Source organism: Ignatzschineria cameli, from assembly GCF_003121895.1.
In the GTDB taxonomy this organism is placed as follows: domain Bacteria; phylum Pseudomonadota; class Gammaproteobacteria; order Cardiobacteriales; family Wohlfahrtiimonadaceae; genus Ignatzschineria; species Ignatzschineria cameli.
Map to the genome: position 1 here is coordinate 547,835 of NZ_QEWW01000001.1, position 24,525 is coordinate 572,359.

General features: G+C 42.0%; 16 protein-coding genes, 1 tRNA gene and 1 pseudogene. 5 read left to right on the plus strand and 13 right to left on the minus strand.

Annotated features, from left to right (window positions below; genetic code table 11):
- Window positions 1-96: 96 nt before the first annotated feature.
- Window positions 97-984 carry a LysR family transcriptional regulator gene (locus tag DC077_RS02145; protein ID WP_109201109.1) on the minus strand — a complete coding sequence of 296 codons (888 nt, stop codon included), beginning with the start codon at window positions 982-984 and terminating at the stop codon, window positions 97-99.
- A 255-nt stretch (window positions 985-1,239) separates the two neighbouring features.
- On the opposite strand from DC077_RS02145, the gene DC077_RS02150 reads away from it, so the two are divergent.
- Window positions 1,240-2,295: a DMT family transporter gene (locus DC077_RS02150; protein ID WP_109201110.1), complete on the plus strand. Its 1,056-nt coding sequence runs from the start codon at window positions 1,240-1,242 to the stop codon at window positions 2,293-2,295.
- A 152-nt stretch (window positions 2,296-2,447) separates the two neighbouring features.
- Window positions 2,448-3,089, plus strand: coding sequence for a class I SAM-dependent methyltransferase (locus DC077_RS02155; RefSeq protein ID WP_109201111.1), 642 nt, complete (start codon window positions 2,448-2,450; stop codon window positions 3,087-3,089).
- Window positions 3,090-3,283: 194 nt separating this feature from the next.
- Here the strand turns inward: DC077_RS02155 and DC077_RS02160 are convergent, their stop codons facing one another.
- From DC077_RS02160 to DC077_RS02205, 11 genes and pseudogenes are all read right to left on the minus strand, one after another.
- Window positions 3,284-3,631 (minus strand): arsenate reductase, encoded by a 348-nt coding sequence (locus tag DC077_RS02160; RefSeq protein WP_109201112.1) that lies wholly within the window; start codon window positions 3,629-3,631, stop codon window positions 3,284-3,286.
- A gap of 145 nt (window positions 3,632-3,776) precedes the next feature.
- Window positions 3,777-3,853: transfer RNA gene (locus DC077_RS02165), tRNA-Met, on the minus strand.
- 79 nt (window positions 3,854-3,932) lie between these two features.
- Window positions 3,933-4,601, minus strand: coding sequence for a bifunctional phosphoribosyl-AMP cyclohydrolase/phosphoribosyl-ATP diphosphatase HisIE (hisIE, locus tag DC077_RS11115; RefSeq protein ID WP_239990345.1), 669 nt, complete (start codon window positions 4,599-4,601; stop codon window positions 3,933-3,935).
- Window positions 4,599-5,363 (minus strand): annotated as a pseudogene (hisF, locus tag DC077_RS11120) (imidazole glycerol phosphate synthase subunit HisF); the annotation flags it as partial. The gene hisIE and the pseudogene hisF, both read right to left, overlap by 3 nt.
- Complete coding sequence (hisA, locus tag DC077_RS02175) at window positions 5,348-6,079, minus strand: 1-(5-phosphoribosyl)-5-[(5-phosphoribosylamino)methylideneamino]imidazole-4-carboxamide isomerase (protein ID WP_109201114.1); 732 nt, start codon at window positions 6,077-6,079, stop codon at window positions 5,348-5,350. The gene hisA and the pseudogene hisF, both read right to left, overlap by 16 nt.
- Window positions 6,080-6,236: 157 nt before the next feature.
- Window positions 6,237-7,325 (minus strand): bifunctional histidinol-phosphatase/imidazoleglycerol-phosphate dehydratase HisB, encoded by a 1,089-nt coding sequence (gene hisB, locus DC077_RS02180; protein ID WP_109201115.1) that lies wholly within the window; start codon window positions 7,323-7,325, stop codon window positions 6,237-6,239.
- A 59-nt stretch (window positions 7,326-7,384) separates the two neighbouring features.
- A complete protein-coding gene (gene hisC, locus DC077_RS02185; RefSeq protein ID WP_109201116.1) occupies window positions 7,385-8,518 on the minus strand; it encodes a histidinol-phosphate transaminase in 1,134 nt (377 codons plus the stop codon).
- Window positions 8,511-9,857 carry a histidinol dehydrogenase gene (gene hisD / locus DC077_RS02190; protein ID WP_109201117.1) on the minus strand — a complete coding sequence of 449 codons (1,347 nt, stop codon included), beginning with the start codon at window positions 9,855-9,857 and terminating at the stop codon, window positions 8,511-8,513. Before hisD ends, hisC begins: the two co-directional genes overlap by 8 nt.
- Window positions 9,858-10,093: 236 nt before the next feature.
- On the minus strand, window positions 10,094-10,990 hold the full coding sequence (hisG, locus tag DC077_RS02195; protein ID WP_109201118.1) for an ATP phosphoribosyltransferase: 897 nt from the start codon (window positions 10,988-10,990) through the stop codon (window positions 10,094-10,096).
- 471 nt (window positions 10,991-11,461) lie between these two features.
- The gene (locus DC077_RS02200; RefSeq protein WP_109201119.1) at window positions 11,462-12,298 is read right to left on the minus strand and encodes a MetQ/NlpA family ABC transporter substrate-binding protein; all 837 of its coding nucleotides are present in this window, start codon (window positions 12,296-12,298) and stop codon (window positions 11,462-11,464) included.
- A gap of 337 nt (window positions 12,299-12,635) precedes the next feature.
- Complete coding sequence (locus DC077_RS02205; protein ID WP_109201120.1) at window positions 12,636-13,340, minus strand: TIGR04211 family SH3 domain-containing protein; 705 nt, start codon at window positions 13,338-13,340, stop codon at window positions 12,636-12,638.
- Window positions 13,341-13,594: 254 nt separating this feature from the next.
- On the opposite strand from DC077_RS02205, the gene DC077_RS02210 reads away from it, so the two are divergent.
- From DC077_RS02210 to DC077_RS02220, 3 genes are all read left to right on the plus strand, one after another.
- Window positions 13,595-14,317, plus strand: coding sequence for an SDR family NAD(P)-dependent oxidoreductase (locus DC077_RS02210; protein WP_109201121.1), 723 nt, complete (start codon window positions 13,595-13,597; stop codon window positions 14,315-14,317).
- Between the two features lie 359 nt (window positions 14,318-14,676).
- Window positions 14,677-19,227, plus strand: a complete 4,551-nt coding sequence (locus tag DC077_RS02215; RefSeq protein WP_109201122.1) for a hypothetical protein — start codon at window positions 14,677-14,679, stop codon at window positions 19,225-19,227.
- A 246-nt stretch (window positions 19,228-19,473) separates the two neighbouring features.
- Complete coding sequence (locus DC077_RS02220) at window positions 19,474-22,128, plus strand: hypothetical protein (RefSeq protein ID WP_133243403.1); 2,655 nt, start codon at window positions 19,474-19,476, stop codon at window positions 22,126-22,128.
- Between the two features lie 244 nt (window positions 22,129-22,372).
- Here the strand turns inward: DC077_RS02220 and htpG are convergent, their stop codons facing one another.
- Window positions 22,373-24,268, minus strand: coding sequence for a molecular chaperone HtpG (gene htpG / locus DC077_RS02225; RefSeq protein WP_109217816.1), 1,896 nt, complete (start codon window positions 24,266-24,268; stop codon window positions 22,373-22,375).
- Between the last annotated feature and the right edge of the window lie 257 nt (window positions 24,269-24,525).

Below are 24,525 nucleotides of genomic sequence, written 5' to 3' on the forward strand. Positions count from 1 at the left end.
ATGGCCCTATCTAATCTCTACTAATCTATTAACAATTTATTAACAATCTATTAACAACCTGTTAACACAAATCTCTCTTAAGTTTCACCTGAGAACTTAAAAACGGAAAAAAGGAGAAATCGCATCATCTTTTGCTAACTCTATCGTCTCAACAAAGGCTTGCAATACCGGGCTAACCTCCTCAGTAACACGATAGATAAAGGTTGTCGTAATCTCACTATATTGCGCCGATAGCTCATGGCAGAAGATTAATCCCTGACGCTCATAATGTTGTACTGCAGAATAGGGAACATAAGCAATTCCTAACCCAGAGATCACGCTCCCTAAAGTTGTCTCTAATGTTCCAAGCTCCATATTCTTTGTGGGCTCAAAATGGATCGTCTTTAACCACTCTTGGAACTTTGCTCGATACCCACAGCCATCACTAAAACTTAAAAGGGGCATCTCTAAAAGCGTCTCAATATTATCGGCCTGATGATCTGCAATCAGTACCAATTTCTCTTCAAAGACATCTATCTCCCGCAATTCAGGATGACTGGTAAAACGGCTCTTTGTAACAAATGCCCCATCTAGCTTATAGTTGAGCACCTTATCTCGAAGCTCCGTTGTCACACCGGTTGCTAAACGAAGATCGACCGTTGGATAATTTTTATTAAATTTAGAGAGAATAAGCGGCAACTTAATCACCGTCTCAACAGAAGCGATCTCTAACTTCCCGACAGGTTTTCCACCAGAGCGAGCAAGCTGCATCATCTTGTCAGAAAGTTCAATAATCTTATAAGCAATATCAATTAATACCTTTCCTTCTGGCGTCAATTGCATTCCCTGCTTACTTCTAAAAAAGAGCGTAACATTGAGATCCTCCTCTAACTTCTGAATCCGAGAACTCACATTTGATTGTACATAATTGAGCTCTTTTGCCGCATGACTAATAGAGCCTAATTCCGCCACTTTTGTAAATATCCGTAGATCACGACCATTCATAGCTACCCGCCTCCTCTTTGGTTCAATAGCGAAGATATTATATCCATCACTAAAAATGATCGCAACTAATATAATTAATCGTTTTACAAGATATGAAAAGAGGTTTAAATTGAGTCACATTGCGAAGAGATGCCTGCCTTGTGGTAATAGGGGCTTCAGAAGAGGCTTCAGAGGCAATGCTCAACGCACAAAGAACAATGAACAGATAACAACGAAAAAATAGTGGAATAATCGACAAGGATGGGGTGAATTATTATGGCAAGTCGGCATAGTCTAATTTATGGAGTAATTTTACTGATCATCGCAAGTGCATCTTGGGGCGCAATGTTCCCTGTTGCCGCGGAGATCTTTAAGGTGATGAATCCTTACTACTTCACACTCCTACGCTATCTTCCAGTGGCGTTAATTTTATCGCTTCTCCTTCTCTATAAAGAGGGAGCTTCCGCCTTTAAAACTGAAGGACATACCTTCATGATCTGGTTTTTTGGATCGATGGGCTTTACCGTCTACAATCTTTTGATGTTTATCGGGCAAGATCAATTGGGTGATCCCGGCGTTCTTATCGCCTCAATTATGGAAGCTGCGGTTCCTATTATCTCTGCGATTGTAATTTGGGCTTACTACCGCTCAAGACCGAGTAACTTTACTCTAGGCACCATCTTAATCGCGTTCTTTGGGGTTACATTGGTTGTAACAAATGGTGATTTCTCCACCCTCTTTAGCGGTGATCGCTTGCTACCACTCTTCTTCCTCTTCTTAGCGGCTTTAGGATGGGCACTTTATACAATTGGTGGATCACGTCTTCCGAAATGGTCTGTCTTACGCTACTCAACGCTCTCTATTATCTATGGTATGGCAACAACCTTTATTGTTGTTATGGTGGGAACGTTCTTTGGTAAAATTACCCCGCCGACACTCCCGGAGATCTACTCCGTTAAATATGAGCTTCTCTTTATGATCTTTCTCCCCGGTCTCTTTGCGCTAATCGGCTGGAATAAAGGGGTACAGATCTTAACGCCGATCAATGCGGTGCTCTTTATCAACTTTGCGCCGGTAACGACAATTATTATCAGAATGTTCCAAGGTCATGCTATTGAGATTGTGGAATTGCTCGGGGTTGTTATTGTCTGTGGTATGATTATAGCGAACAACCTTCACAACCGCTTTCAGCAAAAAAGACGTTTTCCTAAAAAAAAGTGTGCTGAAATCAATGTTGACAATGCTATCAATGCTGAAGTTTCTACCGCAGAAGCAACTGATCACTCTACAACAGAATGTAATGTTGCAGAAGAGGGATTAACAGCACGATAAGCACATTGTTAAGAGAAGATCGAATAGCGTCTCATTTAGAAATCGATCATAGAAAGATCATCAATTAAAATAATGCAGAAGAGGTTGTGGTTGAGAAGAGAGAAAGTTAACTATTTTCAAGAATCACTTATACGAATCAAAAAGAGTCCCCTATGACCCACCCTTCTGCTGATTATCTCCCTATCATCTATAAGCGCTATGCTAAGGCATGGCGCAAATTACGTTCAGAATCTCCCTTTATCGAAAAGACGTGGCTCGATCGTTTTCTCGATCTAATTCCTCAAAAAACAGAAGATCAGAGTCTTCCTAATAAGGCTGAAGTGTTAGATCTTGGATGTGGTGATGGATACCCCATTGCGCACTATCTCTTAGAAAATGGCTGCCAAATTAGAGGAGTTGATTTCACCAAAGCTTTTATTAAAGCTGCAAAGAAGAACTTTAAAGGAGCGCCGGCTGAATGGATTATCGCAGATATGCGAGATATCGCTTTTGATCAACAATTTTCCGGCATTATTGCCTGGGATAGTTACTTTCACCTCCCGGCAGAGGATCAGATCGCGCTCTTTCAAAAATTTGAACGCTATTGCCGTCCGGGTGCGCCTCTTCTTATTACTACAGGCGCTAATGACGGCGAAGCGATTGGGGAATTTAATGGTCATCCACTCTACCATGCAAGCCTTGCGCCCGATCATTATCGGCAGCTCTTTATTGAACATGGATTTGGATTGATTCAGTATAAGATAGAAGATCAGAGCTGTGGCGGGCGAACGATCTGGTTAGCTAAGAAACGCTAATCTCAAGATCGGCGTATCCTCTACCACGTGATACGTAATACATATTATTGATAGCAGAGTCATATCGAAAATATCAATATAACTCTTCAATAGGACCCTGCTAATTTTCAAAGTGATCACTGAGGACTTACTTCCTCAACCCCTTCTTTCCAACCGAAGTCAATTTACCTAATATAAACTTAAGCTTACCGGAACTATTTTAAGAGAAGATCGTTATAGAGCGCTTCAGAAAAGCCCACAAAAGCTTGATCATCAGTTACGATAACGGGGCGTTTAATCAGTGTAGGATGAGCTTGTAAAATTGCAATGGCACTCTCTTTCTCCATCACGGCCGCCTTTTCACTCTCTGAGAGCGCGCGCCAAGAAGTACTCCGTTTATTGACCAATTTATCAAGACCGATCTTATCGATCAATTGATTCAATGTCGCCTCCGGCAAAGGGGGATTACGATAATCTTGAAACTGATAACTGATCTTATGAAGATCTAACCAATTAAATGCTTTCTTCATCGTATCGCAATTTTTAATACCATAAACAATCATTTAGTACTCCTTCTCTTGTTGCATTCTGAAACATTCCCCAAATATCTCAATACCTAAATATCTAAGGAATAAAATAGAACAGACAGCATAATGGATAATAGTCAATAAAAAAAGCTCACTAACATTGTTAGTGAGCCTTTCAATTTGGTTGCGGGGGCCGGATTTGAACCAACGACCTTCGGGTTATGAGCCCGACGAGCTACCAGACTGCTCCACCCCGCGCTAATTGATTTAGTAATTATAGAGCCTTTTCAAAAAAAGGCAAGCATTATGTTAAATATTTTCAAAAAGATCTCAACGCTTAACGATTTCGCTCTTCCAACTTCGCCAACACATCGCTCCAAGAGAGCTCCTGATCCTGAAGTAAGACAGTTGCATGGTAGAGCAGATCTGCCATCTCAGAGATCACTTCTTCGGCATCATGAACTGTCGCGGCTAAGGCAACTTCAACCCCCTCTTCCCCCACTTTTTGGGCAATGCGCTTTGTTCCCTTTGCATAGAGTGAAGCGGTATACGACTCTGCAGGATCTCCCCCTTTTCGTGATGCTAAGAGAGACTCTAGGCGAGAGAAGAAGACCCAAGGAACCTCTTTAGAGCAAGATTCAAAACAGCTGATCTCCCCTAAATGACAGGTAGGCCCTTCTGGCTTAGCAAGAATGAGAAGAGTATCTTGATCGCAGTCGAGTGCATAATCAACAATGGTTAAGTAATTTCCCGAGGATTCCCCTTTTGTCCAGAGACGCTCTTTCGTACGGGAATAGAAGGTAACTCGCCCTTGCGTTAAACTCTCTTCTAAAGCTTCGGCATTCATATAGCCTAACATCAAGACTTCGGCAGAATAGTAATCTTGCACAATCACCGGGAGAAGATGCTCTACCTTCTGCCAATCTACCGAGGCAATAAGTTCTTGAGCTGCCTCTATCGAGATCTTTCTCTCCCCCTGCTGCTGAGCAGATTTTACAGGAATCACCTCAATCCCCGCTGCGACAAGATACTCTTTAAGCGCGGTGATATTGATCAGCTCTTTATGAAATGCTGACGCACCTAAAGTGCCATCAACCCCGGCAATAAGATAGGCATCTCGAAAATGCTCCATCTTTCCTGCGCCGCCTGAAGCGATCAATTTAGCTCGCTTACAAACAGCTTTAACTGCCTTTAACTGCTCAAGATCATAACCATCTCGCACGCCATCTTGATTCATCATATTAAGGACAATCTCACCGGCACCTCGGCTCTCAACCTCGGCAACCCAATCTAAGGTACGCCATTGAGTCTTCGCTGTTGTCGCCTCATCTCCCGTTAACGTATAGACAAAATAATCATCTAGCGCTTTGTCATAGTAAGAATCGATCCCAACAACAATCTTATCACTCCCAAAAGCTGCTACTAACTCATTAATCAGATGAGGATTTGCCAGTGCCGGTGAATTGATTGAGATTTTATCAGCCCCATTGGCAAAGAGCGCTGCAGCATCTTCGATCGAGCGAATGCCACCTGCCACACAGAGTGGAATATCGATCAATGCTTTAATCTCTTTTACCCATGATTTATCAACCACCTCCCCTTTGCTCGAAGCGGTAATATCATAAATCACCAATTCATCGGCCCCCTCTTGGGAGTAACGCTTCGCTAAAAGTGCCGCATCTCCCATCGTTTCATGGTTCCGAAATTGCGTCCCTTTAACCACAACGCCATCTTTAATATCTAAACATGCTACTATTTTTGCCAACATCTGATCGCCTCCTCAGCGGTAAATTTTCCTTCTAATAGTGCGCGTCCCACAATAACACCCGCGACTTGACTCTCCTTTAAGGCTTCAATATCCGCCAGAGAGCCAATACCACCTGAGGATTGAAATGCAATATGGGGATACTCGGCCGAAAGCTCCTGATAGAGCGGAACATTCGATCCTGACAACATACCATCGCGCGAGATATCAGTGCATAAAACATGCTTTAAACCATAAGGCACATAGAGAGCAATTAACTCCTCTAAACTACGCTCACTTGTCTCTAACCAACCACTGAGAGCAACCTTTTTAACGCCCTCTTCGATACGAATATCGAGCGCTAAAACAATACGATCACCTCCAAATTGTTGAAACCAACGGATCACTTCATCAGGATTTGTAACAGCCGTAGAGCCGACAACAACTCGAGAGACACCAATATTGAGTAAGTTTTTAATATCCGCTTCAGTTCTAATCCCGCCGCCAACTTGAATCGGTGCTTTCACCTCTTCAACAATCTTTGCAATCAATGGAAGCTGCCTAGCCGCAGGATCTTTAGCGCCATCTAGATCCACAAGATGGAGATATTCTGCGCCTGCATCAACATAGTGTTGAAACTGCTCAACGGGTGAGTATGAGAAGGTGGTCTGGCGCTGATAGTCACCCTGTTGGAGACGCACAACTTCGCCATTAATAAGATCCAAAGCGGGAATAATCATGGGCTACTCCTTGTAGCAATTTTATAGGTTATTGATAAGGTATTGATAAGTTGTTTATGCGCTATTGTTATTAATTGAGATAGCTTAATATGACTCAAGACGACTCAAGATAACTTAAGATAGATTCAGATTGGTCAATAAGATGAGACAAGATTGATTAAAGTAGACCTTTCGAGCTCGGCAATAGATCACCCTCTACCTTAATTGCTTGACGCAATGTCCGCCCAAATACCTTAAAGAGTGACTCAATTTTATGGTGTGTATTGACCCCTTCTGCTTTCAAGTGGAGCGTACAGCCTAATGCGTAAGCCAAGGAGCGGAAGAAGTGAGGAACCATCTCTGTACTAAAGGTGCCGATCATATCGCGATTAAAGGTTGCTTCAAAATCGATATGGGGACGGCCAGAGAGATCTAATGTACAAAATGCGCGACACTCATCCATCGGTAGAACAAAGCCAAAACGGGCAATACCTCGCTTATCTCCCAATGCAGCACGAAGCGCTTCACCAAGTGCAATCCCAGTATCTTCTACAGTATGGTGATCATCAATCTCTAGATCACCATCAACCGCAACATTCATCCGAAAACCGCCATGAGTTGCGATCTGATCGAGCATATGGTTGAAGAAAGGAATACCGGTCTCAATCGTACTACTACCGGTCTCATCTAAAAAGAGTTCAATCTGAATATCGGTCTCTTTTGTCTTACGTGCGATCTTTGCACTCCGAGCTTGATGCCCTTCTCTAACAATTCCTTTGTCGATCAATCGCTCAACAATCAAGGGCCAATCCATCTTTTCACGATGGTATAAGATCCCTTCAATCCCCATATTTTCAGCAAGGCCAAGATCGGTTTCTCGATCACCAATCACATAGCTATTTTCAGGATTAAAGAGCTTCTCCTCTAAGTAGCGAGTCACCATACCGGTCTTTGGTTTACGACACTCACAACTATCTTCCGAAAAATGGGGACAGAGTAAAACATCATCAAAGAGAATGCCTTGTGAAGCAAAGGTCTCCATCATTCGCTCATGTACAAGATCAAACTTATCTTGTGGATTGCTCGGCGTGCCTAAACCATCTTGATTAGAGACAATCACAAAGCGATAGCCTGCATTTTGTAACTCTAAAAGTGCCGGAATTACTTTAGGTTCAAATAGCAATTTCTCTAATGAATCCACCTGAAAATCACTCTTTGGCTCATCAATTAAAGTTCCGTCTCGATCAATAAATAGAATGTTCTGCATTAAAATCCTCTTCTTCCTCAATTTTTATAATCTTTTATAAGTCTATTAAATCATTAAAGTTAAATCGTTAAACTCTCCGCATAGCGATTCATTGCGGCAATTAAAGCATCATTCTCTTCCGGCAATCCGACAGAGATTCGTAACATATTCGCAAGTGCCGGCGAACTTTGATAGCGGACAAAGATTCCCTCCTTAGAGAGATAATCAAAGAGTGATTGGGAGTCCTGCACTTTCACCAATAAGAAATTGGCTGCCGATGGATAGATTCGCTCAACAATAGAGATTGCAGCTAATGCTTCTTTTAATGCCTCTCGACTCTTTAATATCTTCGCTCGGCTCTCCTTCATAGTAGCAATTCCTTCTGCTGTAAGCGTCGCCTCTGCCGCGGCAATTGCCGGTACTGGAAGCGGATAAGGCGCAATCACTCGGCGTAGGATATCGATCAATCCTCGATCAGCAACTACAAAGCCCATCCGAATACCCGCTAAAGCAAAAGCTTTAGAGAGTGTCCGCACTAAAGCAAGATGAGGATACTCTTTAACTCGGGTAGCAAAGGAGGCTTGATCACTAAATTCAATATAAGCTTCATCAAGAACCACGATTGTCTTATTGCGCGTCGCCTCCAAAATAGCCTCAATCTCCTTCGTGGGAATCACATTGCCGGTGGGATTATTGGGGCTACAGAGAAAAAGCATCTTAATGCCATCGAGCTTTGCAAGAAGCGTCTCTAGATCGAGTGAGAAATCCTCTCGGAGCGGCACCATCACCGTCTCGACATCATAAAGATCACAGGTGACTTGATACATTCCGAAGGTGGGAGGAAGGTAGAGTAACTTATCCTCTTTCGGCTCACAAAAAGCTTTAATCAAAAGCTCAATGGCAGAATCACCCCCTAATGTAACTAAAACTTCCGCTCTATCGACCCCTAGAAATTGGGCATAACGCTCAATCACTCTCTCCGGCTGGGAGTCGGGGTAACGATTCATCATCATCTCTAGTGAAATGGGTGCAGCATAAGGATTCTCATTCGCATCGAGATAGATCTCATTGCCACTATAATCTCGTGATGGCGCAATATAGGGCTGAGATTTCTGAACAGAGCGACGACTCAACGCCACAACACTCCCTGCCTCTTTCGATAGTGAGCCACTCTTTTTCTGATCTTTCATCGCTTCTGCTACCTCTCTACTCATTATTTCCCCTCTCCTCTTCTATTAACGCTCCTGTTAACGCTCCTGTGAACGTTTCAGCTAATGCTTGGAGTCTTACTTCAACTGCTAATTTATGAGCATCTAACTGCTCTTTTTCCGCAAGAAGTGCCACTGTCGGCCCTAGACGTGAAAAACCCTCTTTCGTTAGACGTTGAACCGTCATACGCTTACTAAAATCGGCTAAACCTAAACTTGAATAGGTCCTAGCATAGCCATAAGTTGGAAGAACATGGTTCGTTCCCGATGCGTAATCGCCCATCGATTCCGGCGAGTAAGCGCCTAAGAAGAGAGATCCCGCATGCATAATTTGATCAACCCACGCTTCGGCATTTTCTGTCTGAATAATTAGATGCTCCGGCGCATAACGATTACTAACTGCCACTGCTTCGGTTAAATCATCGACTAAGATCGAGCGGCTATGTTGCAAAGCAGCTCTTGCGGTCTCTGCGCGCCCTAGTTGTTGCAGTTGCTTCTCAATCTCACGCTCTACTGCATCGATCAAGGGCGCTGAAGGGGTTACTAAGATCACCTGGGAGTCAGCACCATGCTCTGCTTGAGAGAGAAGATCTGCCGCTACAAAGGCGGGATTAGCAGATTGATCCGCGATAATTAAGACTTCGGATGGTCCTGCCGGCATATCGATAGCAGCGCCTCCCGGCATCTGACTAATTTGACGCTTTGCTTCTGTTACAAAGCTGTTGCCGGGACCAAAGATCTTATCAACCTTTATAACGCTCTCGCTTCCTAAACCTAGGGCAAAGATCGCTTGTGCGCCCCCCATCTGATAGATCTTATCGATTCCACAAAGTTGTGCTGCATAGAGAATCTCATCTGCAATCGGAGGCGGAGAGGCAAGAACAATCTCACCACATCCTGCAATTTTAGCGGGAATTGCCAACATCAAGACTGTTGAAAAGAGTGGCGCTGTCCCCCCTGGGATATAGAGACCGACAGATTCAATCGCTCGTGTTAAGACCTCACAATAGACCCCCTCTTCTGTCTCCACTGCAATCTTCGGTTGCTTTTGAGCCTCATGAAATTTCTTGATATTGCGATACGCTCGTTCAATCGCCTGCTTAAATTGTGAAGAGAGGCGTGATTCAGCGGCAATAAAGGCCTCTTTGCCAACAGATAGATCTGTTACTGTAACCTGATCGAACTGCTCTGTCAGTGCTATAACGGCACGATCACCCTCTTCTTTTACCCTTGCGCCAATCTCTGCAACAATTGTTTTGATCTCAGCTGCGGCTCGCTCTGCGGGGCGCTCTAAAGCTGCTCTCTGTTCTGCTTCTGACAGAGAATTCCAAATAATTTTCTCCATTTTTTCCGCTCTCTCCACTCTCTCTTAATTACTAATGGATTTAATTCTAATCGTTCTCTTCCAATGATCATTTAGTCATTTAGTCAATTAGCCAATTATCATTGGGTTAATTATCATTGGATTAATTATCGTCTAGTTGTTGCACATAATGCACCCTAGATAATATCTCACGATCTCTCATCATATCGCATCTCTCTACGGACTATCCGATTAAGCGTGACATATTAAACATGACATTACTCCATCATCTTCTCAATCGGTAGGACTAAGATAGAACTTGCCCCTTTCGCTTTCAGCGCTTCCATCGTCTCCCAAAAGAGCACTTCACTACTGACAACGTGAACCGCAACGCGAGATTGATCCGTCGCTAAAGGGAGAATGGTTGGATTTTCAGCACCTGGAAGTAGCTTAGTAATCTCCTCTAAACGATCCTTAGGGGCGTGTAACATAATATATTTCGATTCATTTGCCTGAATCACACTCTGAATTCTCGGCATAATTTTGGCAATTAGCGCCTTTTTCTCGGCACTCATCTCAACATTGGTCTCAATAAGACAAGCTTTAGAGCGGAAGATCACCTCAACCTCTTTTAGACCATTTGCTTCTAGCGTCGCTCCTGAAGAGACAAGATCACAAATTGCATCCGCCAAACCTGCTCGCGGCGCAACTTCAACAGATCCTGTTAAGAGAGAGCTCTTATAATTGATCTCCTTCGCCTTTAAATAACGATCGAGGAGATTCGGAAAAGAAGTTGCCACCCGTAAGCCTTGAAAATCCTCAATACCTTGATAATCACAGCTCTTAGGCAGCGCTAATGAGAGTCGGCATCCTCCAAATGGAAGAACCTGTTTGACACGATAGAGAGATTCGATCGACTCTTTACGACCAAGGGCCACCTCCTCTAATACATTTTGTCCAACAATTCCGAGATCAACAACACCATCAAAGACTAATCCCGGGATATCATCATCGCGGACTCGTAGAATATCGATCGGCATATTCTCTACATGAGCGATCAGCTTATCTTTGGTCATATTAATCTTAAGTCCACTCTTCTCAAGTAACTCCTGAGATTCTTCACTTAAACGTCCTGACTTCTGGATAGCGATTTTTAAGCGACTACTTTTCATCATTGTCGATGCCTCTTCTACGATTTTAATCCTGTTATAAAAATAAGAAGAGAAGCGAATTGATTATTTAATGCCCCTCTTCTGTATTAGCGTAGTAGTACAATAATACAATCTTAAGAAGATTACAATGCTTTTTTGTACTATTTTTCTAATCAACATATGAATCTACATATGAATCTACATATGAATCAGCATATAAAACCTACAAGTTAGTCTATGAGGCAACATCTAACAATTGATCCGCCCTCGACAATCGCCCCTAAAAGTGACTGATACAAAAATGGCTGACACAAAAAAGGCGATCTTTCGATCGCCTCTAATTCGATAATAACATCGTAATAATTCAGTAATATTACACCCTAACTCCGATTAGCTACTCCGATTAGCTACTTCGATTAGCTTATTACTTAAATTTAATGATTGTAAGTTCAAACTTAATCTCGCATCATTTAGGAAGAAGCTTGAGTCAATAGCCTACTTTGTCGCCTCGTCCCATGCTGCTGGATATTTATAACCGGCAAAGCGTTCCGCAGCATAAGCTTTAAATGCATCGGAGTTATAAGCCTCTTTTACATCTTTTAACCAAGGCGCATCCACATCTTTACTCTTTACCGCAGCCCAGTTGATAAAGGCAAATCCTGGATCCGTAAAGAGCGCTTCACTAAAGGGAATTTTAGAGCTTGCAGCATAGTTCCCAGGAATAATGACATAATCGAGATCATCACGAACACGCGGTAATTGAGGCGCCTCAATCATCACTAATTCAATATTATGAGGATTATCAGCAATATCCGCTGCAACGGCTTTCAAAGAATCGGTCCCTGGTTTGAGCGTAATTAAACCTGCATCTACCAATAGCGCTAATGAACGAGAGAAGTTACTCGGATCATTAGGAACTGCAAATTTCGCTCCTTCACCGAGCTGATCTAAACTCTTCTTCTTACCGCTATAGATCCCTAAAGGACCTGTTGGGATCTGAAAAACTTCTGTTAGATCGAGCTTATGTAGTGTTTTAAAGGAGTTAAGATAAGGAAGATGTTGGAAGGTATTGATCTCGATCGAACCATCTGCCAGCGCATGATTAGGCTGAACATAATCGGTAAAAACAACTAACTCTACCTGATATCCCTTCTCTTCCAATTGTGGTTTAACAGAATCGGTCACCATATCAGCAAAGTCACCCACTGTTGTCCCGATCCGAATTTTCTTACGATCAGCTTCATCCACCTGATCATCTTTATTACAACCTGCTAAGACGAGTGAACTCCCTATTAGCGAGACAAATGCTAATTTCTTTAAAACTGTTTTCATCGATGCTATTCCTTTTCTATCTAAAGAGTTGCTTATAAATGTTTTTAAGTGCTTTTATCAAATTCTGTTAAGTTCAGTCAGTTATCTACAAAAGCGCTTCAACCGTTTTTCTGATATTTTTTGATATTTTTTCTAATAATATGAAAAACCCGTAACCTCAAAGAAGTTACGGGCTATTTGGCTAATTCTGGTATAGAGGCTTAGACTCTTTTTATCAAGATCTAACTCATCTTCTATATCACGCTTTAGCTGTTCATTGCCCGCAAGCTGTGTCAAATCGGCATTCTTTATTAAAACGGGTATTGGGAATCGTGTCAATACCCTCTTTTGAAAAAACTTAAAAATCCCAAGTTCTTTTCCGGCGCGTTTTTGCAAAGAGGCGTGGCAAAATCGAGGTTCCTAAGATAATTCCTCCTAAAAGAATCAATGCTCCCGCCGTCCATTCACTACTTCGATTGACCGACTGAAGACGCGCATTTTCCTGCTTTAATGTTGTGATCTCCACCTTTTGAACATGATCTCGACGATTGAGCGCATCATTCTCCTGTGCTAACTCAATCTCTCTTGCATTGAGGGTTCGCAACTCGACAATCTCCGATTGTAAGGCTTGATTTTCAGCGGTTAAGACCTCTAGCTCATTGAGAAGTGACTCTTTATCTTGTTGCGCTCGATTGAGTGCTTGCATCTGCGCCTCTTTTAAGCGCTCTATCTCCTCTTCTAAGGCTCTATTTTCCTGCAAGAGTGGCTCATAACGATTCTTCGCCTCTTCAATATAGTTTCGCGCACTCGGCTCATTCATCAAAAAGGTGTTATAGATCCAGCCGGTCTTATTGCCATCATAGCGAATCTGATAGTAGCCATTACGCTCAGCTAATTTTACAACCGGCTCTCCGGCATTAATCATCTTAGTAATTCGATAATTATCTCCGGCACCGGCTCTAATAGGGGCTTGTAGTTTATCGCTAATATAGAGTTGCTCTGCCATCGCACACGATGCAAACCAAAAGAGTGCTGCCGTTACTAAGCGCTTCGATCTTTTCATAACTCATTCCACCTATCTAATTATGCCTACTACTCGGTTAGTATAAAAAAATCTTATTATACATGAAAGGCTATCTCTGAATACTTCATAAATAGCACAATCTCCCCTACAATGAGTGGAATATTTGAAGATCGACATTAAGAATCAACATTAAGGATGAGTGCTCAATATTAGCGTTAAAAATCAATATTGAAAATCGATGTGAAAGATTAATGTTAACGATCAATCATTAAATAAGAGAGAAGGAGTTGTTGATGAAAATCTATATTATTACCGGCGGATCGAGAGGAATTGGTCACGCATTAGCGACTATTTTAGAAGCGGAAGATTATAAAGTCCTCCGAGTTTCTCGGAATAATCCCGATCAACTACCGAATCATATCGCACTTGATCTGACTCAACCGGGAGCGACAGAACAAGTTATGGCATGGCTCGAACCCTACCTTCATATCGCCTCAGAGATCACCTTAATTAATAACGCCGGCGTCGTTCAACCTATCGAACAGATTGGTAAACTTGATAGTAGTGTCATTGCAAAGGCGATCGATATCAATATTAAAGCACCGATTGAATTGAGTAATCGATTTGTCGAAGCGACACAGAACCTTCCTATTATGAAGCGGATTGTCAATATCTCGTCCGGCGCCGGACGCCATGTCTACTCCGGTTGGTCGATCTATTGTGCGACAAAGGCGGCAATCGACCACTTTAGCCGAGCACTCCATTTAGAGCAAAAGCAGCATCAACACCCCATCTATGTCACTGCACTCGCTCCCGGTGTCATCGATACCGATATGCAAGTGGAGATCCGAGCAAGCTCCCCAACGGCATTTCCCCATATTGAGCGCTTCTTACAGCTTAAAGAGCAAAATCAGCTCCTCTCCCCGCATCAAGCGGCAGAAGCTATTATCCGCTATTTTAACTCTCCACTTATGACAGGTGATGAGCCGATCGCCGATATTCGAGATCTCCCATAGAAGAGAGATCTTATAGATCCCATCGATCCCATCAACGATGGTTGATTACCCAACAATTAACCGCTAGCAATTTAGCGCTAATGGTCAGGATATGAATGACTAACGATTAATAGTTCATAGAGAACGGATTAGTCGTTAGTTATTCGTTATTCGTTATTCGTTATTCGTGCAGAATTATAAACTAGATCAACACTAAATCAGCAATAGCGCTTCCTCGCTTCCTCGCTTCCTCGCTGCCATGTTGCCATGTTGCAATATTGATACATTACTTTAGTAGAATTGAAAGGGTATGAAAGAGCAAGAAAGAGTATTAACAATCCGTTAATCTCAATAACTACTAGATAAGTAAGGGTTATACCATGGCGCAACCATCTCCCGTCTACTCCTATAATGCCCTCTTTGCTGAGATCTTAAAACAGAATATTGCACTCAATGGAGAGAAAGGAATTGCTGGCTTCTCCCTCTTCAACGGCCCGACAGGATTGGGGAAAACTAGCTCGCTCTATAGTGCGCATGATGATTTGACGGCTCTTCCGATTCTCCAAGAGATTAAAAATAGGGGTAAAAAAGCGATCTTCATCACCCACCGCTGGAATATTATTTTAGATCTCTACCATAATTTGACCCAAGCTGCTCCCACTAACGATCCCAACGGTGATCACAATGATCAAGGGAAGTTGCTGCCAAATTTTAAAGCGACGCTACTCTACCCACAACAGCAGCTATTAACCCATGTTATTTGCAATCTTCCTCTTCCCCATGAGAAAGAGGAGGACTCTCCAATGCCCACTTATCTTTCAAAACAGAAGATCAATGCAGCAACCAAAAGAGTTTTCAAAGCAATCCGTAACCTAAAGCTTCAAAAAGCGATCACCCAAAAAACTGCGGAGCAATGGTTAAGTTACTGCCAAAAGATCTACTATAACTATGAGCCTTATCAAGAATCAGCACAGCCCCCCTCTGAGAAGCAAGAACAGCTAACCCGAGTCTGTAGTCTATTTGAACAATCACTTATTAAGACACTTCTAGAGAGTGATGAAGATTCCCAAAAGATATTGCGGAAAAACCCGCTCATTCAGCAACTGTTGCCAGGAATCTGCTTTCAAGATCAAAAACATGATCTCCTAATAATGACCACTCAGAAATTCTTTTACGGTTTTTATGATGGTGTACAGCAACAACGCTTCTCCCAGAAGAGTTTACGCGATTACGTGATCTTTATCGATGAGTTTGATTATCAATCTGATGTGTTACAAAAGCTTCTCTCTACCGATTTCCCGATCCAAAATATGATGGAGTGCATTGGGCAGCTCTTAGTAGATTCCAAAGAGATTTTAGATCGTTCAATGCCCTATCATCGGGAGGCTTCTCAACGATTAATTAATTTAAGCGAGCAATTTGCCACAGCCCTTGATCAGGCCAATATTCCTCCCTTAACGGCTAATAGACGTAATCTCCTTATTCCTAAATCGCTGTCACAAAAGACTGATGCCTTTGAGATGCGCTACCTTTTCCGTGCTGACCAACTAATCAGTAATGCCTATCTCTCACTGATCAATGAGGAGGATACCCTTGTTCTCTATCCTCATAAAGAATTGATTCCATCAACCTCTCAAAAGATTCCTCTCTACCACTTTATGCGAATTTTAGAGAATTACCTAAGTCGCTTTATTCGAGAATTACACTATATCGATGAGAAATATGGCAAGAAAGACCCTTACCCTATTCCTCTTTCCCAGAGAATTATTAAGGATCTTCTCAATGAAAAAAATGATGGGAAAGAGAGCTATTATGCAAGAGTTCTCCCTTATCTCTACCCCTATTTACAAGTTGCGATGAATCTTCCGGAGCTTAAAAGAATCGGTCTTAATGGGCAGATCCCTAAAACTTATGAGAATCTCACCGGATTTACCACCTGGGCAATCGATAATGATAATAATGCCTTTGATCTTCGGCGACTCAACATTAAACGCGCCTCCATGCAGACAACACCTGACGGTATCTTATTAGATCTCGCTTCTCGAAATCTGATTATTGCGCTCTCGGCTACCGCCTATATTCCTAGAGTGATCTCCAATTTTGATCTTCCTTGGCTGATGCAGGTGCTCCCCTACATCGCAGAACTGCGAACACCTAATCTCTCTACCGATAGCTTTGGTTATAAAATCCCCGATAAGGAGAAGGCGCTATATCTCAAATCGCCTATCCCCTATTTTGATAATCAGGAGATGATTCAGCTTCAAAAAACAATGATTCAATCTCTTATCGATAAAAAGAGAGGTTATCGAAGCAGTCGCGGCTTACTCTTTATTACCGAATTTAATGGTAAACCTATTAAAAAGAGCACACATATCAATACGCGATTGCAGACACAATTTGAAAAAGAGGCTCACAACGACTACGCACAAGACCCTCTCTTTCCCAATTTTATTCCATCAGAAACTTTGTCATTGCCACAAAGTGCTCATTTAGAGTGGGAGAGCATTTTCTATCACACATTACCCGCAGAGATTCTTTCCGATCAAGAGCGCTACAATCCATTTGCTGAAATGATTTCTCTCAACTCAACCTCCCTCGATTCAATATATCGGCGAAATCGATCAAAAGAATCGAAGGTATCGAAGACATACCAATTCCGACAAGCGCTCTTTAGTAAACAGCTTGAGTTATTAAAAATCGCTAGCTATAAAGAGATGCATCTTGGGCAGATCGCCTTTTGTAACTCCTTTAGAGCGCTTTATCATTGGTTTAAACATCCAGATCGCCCAATAAGTCAGCAATATCTTCCATGGCTTAAGATCTTCTCCATCGATCATAATCATCCTGCCATACCAATGGAGAACTCACCCGCTATTGAACCTGATCTTTTTAGCGATCTTTCACTCTCACCCTCAAAACAGATGATACCTGTCGCCCTGAATCCATACCAACGCTGGCGCCAAGCTATAGCAGAACTCAATCTAGATAAAGGAGCCACGGAGAAAGCCTTATCGAATTATCTCTACTATCTTGAGGTAAACAATCGTCCCCTTATTCTCTGGTTTCTCAATGCAAAAGTTCAAAAGCTTCCTCACTTTCAACGCTACTATCGTGAGCTTTTCCGATGTAATGTCCCCATCCTCCTGATGACACAAGCAAACTCATCCTCTAACGGGATCAATTTTCACTTTGAAGATAGTTCAGGAAAGACCCAAGATCTCTCTATCATCTATCTGCTTGAAGAGCATCACTACTTTTTTAGTAAAAAGGAGAATTTTTTCGATGGAATGGGCAATATCTCGGAAGGTGTGATGCCTTATGATCAACAACAAAATCTCCTCTACAAGATAAAAGAGGATCCGGCGATTAAGATGATTCGCGATCTGCAGAAACTTTTTCAAAACCGCTTTATTCAAAAGAGCCAATTAGCCCAAAATATTGCGCAGATCTTAGGTGATCGCTCCCTAACTGACCTTAATAAAACTTATAAAAAGAGTGAGGATTATCTACTCAATATCATGGCGAATCTACAACAACAGATCGGTCGATTAGAGCGAGTTTGGAATTTTTCTCAAAATATCGAGATCTATGCCAATGAGTCTCTAGCAGAGAATATTGCTGATTTTACCGCGACCTACTGCTATCAAAATAATGCCGATCTCATTAGCCAACTCAATCGAGAGATTATTGATCAAGCAGTACAATATCAGAAAAATAATCAGCTTGAGAGCCATATTGAGATGCTTCTCACTGAAGAGCAATCGGGAGAGTCGATTCGTTATGTTGTAGAGTCGCTCTTCATCTCCTTGCTACAAGAGTTACGGCATCAAGAGAATCTTGAAGATTTAGAGATTGTGAAACGTGCGTGGCAACAACTGGGGATCGCCGTGCTTCAACATAACTATCAATGGTGTATGGAAGATGAAGCAATTCGCTATAAGGGGAATCATCCTAAAATAAGAGAGCTATTATCACATCTTAAAATGAAACTCTCCCAATGGGCTTGCTTTAAACTCCCTCAAGTAGAGCGTGAAGATCTGCTTAAAATGCCCCACTCAACCGATTCTCACTACTTAACTAAGCGTTTACAATATATTTGGTATACCCAAAAACCTTGGAAATTCTTCACATCACCCGGGAGAGGTCGTTACCATTATGATCTCGATCGGAGTTACGATATTTTAAATCGTCATAGTAAAATTTTGTTTCAATTTCGTGCACAAGGTTTTCTCAATACCCTTTTGCCAACTCAAGCGCAACAATATGAGTATGCGCTTCACCCCCATATCCTTCAACGCATCTTTAAAGGTCGTGCTGGTGAATATGCCGTTAAGGCACTCTTTGATAGCTGCCATATCGAAACCACTTTTGAGCCTCTCTCAGCGCAAACTTATGAAGAGTATGATCTCGCCATTGTGGGTACCCCTTTTCGCATCGATGTCAAATTCTGGTCTCCGGGCTATATGCGGGAAACCAACCATGAACACTCCTTGTGGGAGAATAAGAGAGCGACAGAAACGAATAGTAACCATAGCAGCCAAGATCAACAAATAGATGAGCCCCAATACTTAGGGGAGATCTCTACCGCCGAGAGTACTACCCTCTATCCCGATAAATTGAGAGAAAAATTGGCAAGAATACGAAAACATGAGGGCAGCGAGATAAAGCTTATTCTTATCAATCTCTTCGATCCACATGCGCCCGGCACATTATTAGGGTATAACGCCGATTTTATGGAAGCCTTGCCTCCTTTAAAGGCCGATATTATTCTTCTAAGCTCAGCACTACACCATCAAGAGAAAGAGCAACTTAGCCCTGGATTCCTCCACTTAATTGAAATCTTACAGAGCCAATACTCTCCTCTAAAATCTTATGAAAATTGGAATGATTTGGATAACTCCGATACCCCTGATGACACTGATGAAGCATGATGATAACCCCACTCCTGCCTCTCATCTCCCCCTCTAACCTTACCTGACCTTACCTCACCTTCTCTCATTATTTGGAAAATTCTCTAAAACATTCTGACATTTTAGGAGCTGATCATCATGACAGGCGAAAAAATTAAACAGAGTCTCCTTAGCACTTTAAATACTCTCTCTGATTCTAAAAATTCCCCATTGCAGAGACATAATGATAGGCAGGCACATAAGGAGGATAAGAGGGATAAGGAGGAGATGCGAGCAATATTACGCCTCTCAGATACCTACTTTAATCATAATGAGGTGGATCTAGGCCTAGCAAAGAGATTACCTGTCTACCGCTACCATCTTCCTAAAGGTCAAAATCACTGGCGCAAATGGCAAGATGAGAAATATCCCCAAATCTCCGAGGGTAGCAGCGCTCTCCAGCGAAAAAGCTTAGCCCCCTTCCCCTATCTTCATAAGACCTTTTTAGAGCAGAATTTTCTCTTTATAGCGCTTGATGAAGCCCATGAGAGACCACCAACGCTCCTTGGGCCGGATCATAAACCTCTTCTTGTTGAACCTGTTCTTATCAATCCTCAATTCTATCCCATCTGGATTCGACTCCTCTTTCGCAAAAGTCTTGCTGATGCCTCTCATTATGGAAATTTCCATACATTAGGCCGTCCTCTTCTCCTCCTTCATCATTGGAAAAAAGCATCACAACCCGGAATCATTCAGGCTCTTGCTATCGATTGCGCAACACAGCAACTAAACTCTCCGCAAAATCAACAAACAATTACAGAAATCTCTCTTTTTCACCATAACGTTTTACTGCGAGAAGTTGAATTTAATATGGAGCAGAGTGGACGAGAGAGAGATCGTCAATTCCTAAGAGATTATTGGGCGATTAAAGAGACAAGATTAACCCGTGCCTCTCACGAAATTTCTGCAACAGCGCCACTCTATCAAGAGATAGCTAAAAACTCTCGCTATCGCCTTACCCGCCCCTTTATTGATCTAAAATCTTATGAGAACTGCCGACAGAGTTGGCCGGCAATTTTAGGGCCTGTCCAGCAAAGGTTTATCGCACTTGCTAAACAGTATGGTTTTCAGCTCTCTCCTAAAGAATTAAAACTAATGAAACTCCCCACACAGACAAAGGCGCGCGTAAATGTCTCCTCAAAAAGCTCAAAAAACTCGAAAATCCTCATAAAACCTAAAAGTAAAAGCTACTCGCCCTCCATTCCGCCACTAAAAAAGGTTGCATTACTCGATCATCGCCTCTGTCAAAATATCTCTACCGACGCTATCTCTCACTATCTGACAAAGATTCTTCAACACCTCAATATTCCCACTAAATTCGAGATCATTACCTCAATCAAGCAACTTAATCACCATTTAGATCACCCTACATTAGTCTTAATTGATCAAAGAGCCGATGTTGTCGAAGATCGCTACCATCTGACCAATGCATTCAAAGGATTATTACCAATCCAGCATCTCAATATCAATCCCTACGATCTTTTACATAAAGAGGAGATCTTTCCAACAATCGATACTCATCGAGAACAGACAATAAAATCATCAGCACAACCTCAGTCACTCTCCATCGATGAAGCAGAGACGCAGAAAAAAAGCGCGAATGGATCAGGGGAAGATATTCAATTTTCACCTCCCGAGCATTACTACCAATATCAATTAGAAGATCTTTCACTGCCGGCAGTTAAAAAGAGCTTAGAGCAGAATCTCGATATCTGCTTAAAAGAGCTCCAGATCAAATCCTTACTACTCGATCCTCGACAAAAAATCTCTACAATATTGCCGGCACAAGCAAATCTTCTAACAGAACAACTTATCTTAATTTCATGCGGATATCTCTTTACTGTTGAGGCAGATCGCCCCATCCTCATTCCTATCTCGGATAATAATAGCGATCATCAGATATTACTAAATCACTATCTTCAACCTTTTGGTCAGACTTTCGCCTCACTCTTAGCACAAATTTATCAAAAATGGCCTTATCACTTCCCGCCTGAAGCACTTGATCCTGATGGGGGTTCTTCAACAGAGAAATTTAATGCTCGTCTACGCCGATTAACTATTTTGCTCCATAAAATGCTCCATAAAAAGGGTGATCAGCAAAATGAGGGCATCAATTGCATGATGCTAGATCCTCAATATCATCGGCCCCATATCCTCTTCGAAGAGATGGATGAGATCTTAGAGATATTAAAACAGCGTTCAGAACTGACCCCTAGAGATTGGCTAATTTATAAAAATGATTTAACAATCATCTCAAATATTTTAGAGAGATTAAAAAAAGATCCGCACTTCTCTTCTGAAAATGCAGTTAAGATGCTCACTTTAATGGAGGAGCTACTTCCTCAACTTCTAGAGATCTGGAATAGCAATTGCCGAGACTTTGAGTTACGCGGAATCACCGAAGAACTCTTTGATAAGATCAAAAGAGCAACCTTTAAAACGCTCTTTCAAAGGGTGAAAGCCACAACCCCTGAATTACAGAAAAATCAGAAATTTAATAGTACCTTCTCTACAATTTGGCACCAAATTGCCTCAGAGCTTTTTAAAATCCCCCTCCATGATCTTCGCTCTCAATGGTTAAATCATATTCCCGGGATGAAGCAAGTTTGGCATGATCCTGATCATGGCTACTATATTGTCGGCTCACTCCTCCCTCTTCAATTAAAAATTGAACGGCAACCAACAATTCGGCAATGGCACAAAATCTCAGGAGAACTCGATACAGCACTGCTTTGTGCGCTAATTGATGTTGATTGGGTTCGGACCAATCAGTTAGCTGGAAATCCAGCGCCCACTCTCCTAATAGAGAGATGGAAAGAATTACAGGCAGACGATAAGATTTGGTCCACACCTCTCCTCCCGATCAATCGATCGGAGCCCTAGAAAAATCCTTCTAGAGCTACGCCTTAAGAAGTGAATAAAAAAGACCCTTTATCATAACATTGCGCCACAATAAAGGATCTATTTTAAGAATCTACTACTAAGAGAATCGCCTGCTATACGGCTTCAATCTAAACCTTAATTTGAATCTCAACTTGAATCTCAACTTGAAGCTCAATTTGAGCCGCAATCTGAGCCTCATCAATTTGAAGATCTTCTCTTAATTTCTACGTATCTCTACGTATCTCTAGGCATTCATCAGTCGATTGAGTCGCGCTACAAACTCAGAGGGATTATCGAGCTGTGCGCCCTCTAAGAGCTGCGCCTCTTCATAGACGAGCATTGCGATATCCTCTTCTACCTTAGCATCATCTGTTTTGCTCAACTTCACTAAAAGAGGATGCTTTGGATTGATCTCCAACCAAGGTTTAACTGAAGGCACATCGTGACCTGCTTCCTTCAACATCTTCTCAAAATGACCACTTAACGCATGCTCATTACGAACTAAAACTGAAGCCGAGTCTGTAAGACGTTTTGAGATCTTAACACTCTCAACACGATCCCCTAACACCTTCTGAACACGATCGATTAGCTTCACTTCCTCTTCATTTGCCGCCGGCTTCTCTTCTGCTTCCTGCTCTTTGTCGAGCTCAATATCACCTTTAGCAACGTTCACCATCGGAGTGCCATCAAACTCATGGAGGAAACCTGTCATCCAATCATCAATCACATCGGTCATGAGAATCACTTCAATACCTTTCGACTTAAAGATCTCTAAGTGAGGACTATTTTTCGCGGTATTGAGGGAATCTGCCGTAATATAGTAGATCTTATCCTGTCCCTCTTGCATACGCTCTTTATAAGCTTTAAGAGAAACAGTCTCTTCATCGGTGGTTGTTGAAGCAAAACGTAGTAAGTTTGCAATCTTCTCTCGATTGGAGAAATCTTCCCCTAATCCCTCTTTTAAGACGCGACCAAATGCGCCCCAGAATTTTTGATACTTCTCCTCATCTTGGCTGAGTGTCTCTAACATTGAGAGACTTCTGCGTGTCAATCCTTGACGAATGGTATCGATTGTTCTTGAGTTTTGGAGAATCTCTCGGGAGATATTGAGTGGTAGATCTTGTGTATCAACAACCCCTTGGATAAAACGGAGATAGCGAGGAATTAACTTATCGGAACCCTCCATAATAAAGACACGTTGAACATAGAGATCGATACCATATTTTACCTCTTGATCCCACAGGCCACGCGGTGCCACGGCAGGAACATAGAGCAGCGAGGTATAGGTCGTATTACCTTCAACGCGATTATGACTCCAAGAGAGAGGATCGGTATAGTCATGAGTTAACTCTTTATAAAAAGCGATATACTCCTCATCACTAATCTCAGAACGCTCTCTCTGCCAGAGAGATTCTGCAGAGTTGATCTGCTCAATTACAATCTCATGCTTAAGATCGTCGGCCTCTTCCCCCTCTTTCGGTGGAATGGGCTTCTCAACCCCCATCATAATGGGATAAGCGATATGATCTGAATATTTTTTTACAATATCGCGGATCGACCACTCATTGAGAAGATCGAGATCATCTTCACGCATATGTAGAATAACTGTCGTTCCTGCTCTATCACGCGTTGTTTGCGTTAGGGTAAATTCTCCCTCCCCTTTTGATTGCCAATGAGTCGCTTCACTCTCATCGGTTCCCGCTTTACGGGTAATCAACTCAATTTCATGCGCTACGATAAAGGCGGAATAGAACCCAACACCAAACTGCCCTATCAGTTGCGATGCATTTTTTTGATCCGCTTCTAAACGCTCCAAAAATGCCTTTGTTCCTGATTTTGCAATTGTTCCAATATTCTCAATCACCTCTTCACGGGTCATACCAATACCATTATCGGTGATTGTTAAGGTCTTCGCTTCCTTATCAAACGCAAGATCGATCTGTGGCGTTCCTTGCCCATCAATCAATTTACTATCGGTAAGCCCCTCAAAACGACGCTTATCTAATGCATCAGATGCGTTAGAGATTAACTCACGAAGAAAGATCTCTCGATTTGAGTAGAGAGAATGAATCATCAAATTTAAGAGCTGATTAACCTCAGTCTGAAACTGCATTGTTTCTGCATGTGTCTCTTTTGTCATAACTATTTTGACTCCATTAAACAATGATTAAATAACGTGATAGATCTGAGCACTATAAAGCTTCATCTATAACTATCTATCTTGTATATCTATTTGGTAGATCCTATGAGATAAAACTAGGTAATAAGAATTATCTAAATAGAATCTGAATAGATAATAGATGGAGTTCCAAATTAGAAATTCAAGGTGAAAACCATTCTTGAGTGAAAAATAACCATAAAAAAAGCCCTCTTAGCAATCGCTAAAAGGGCTATTAA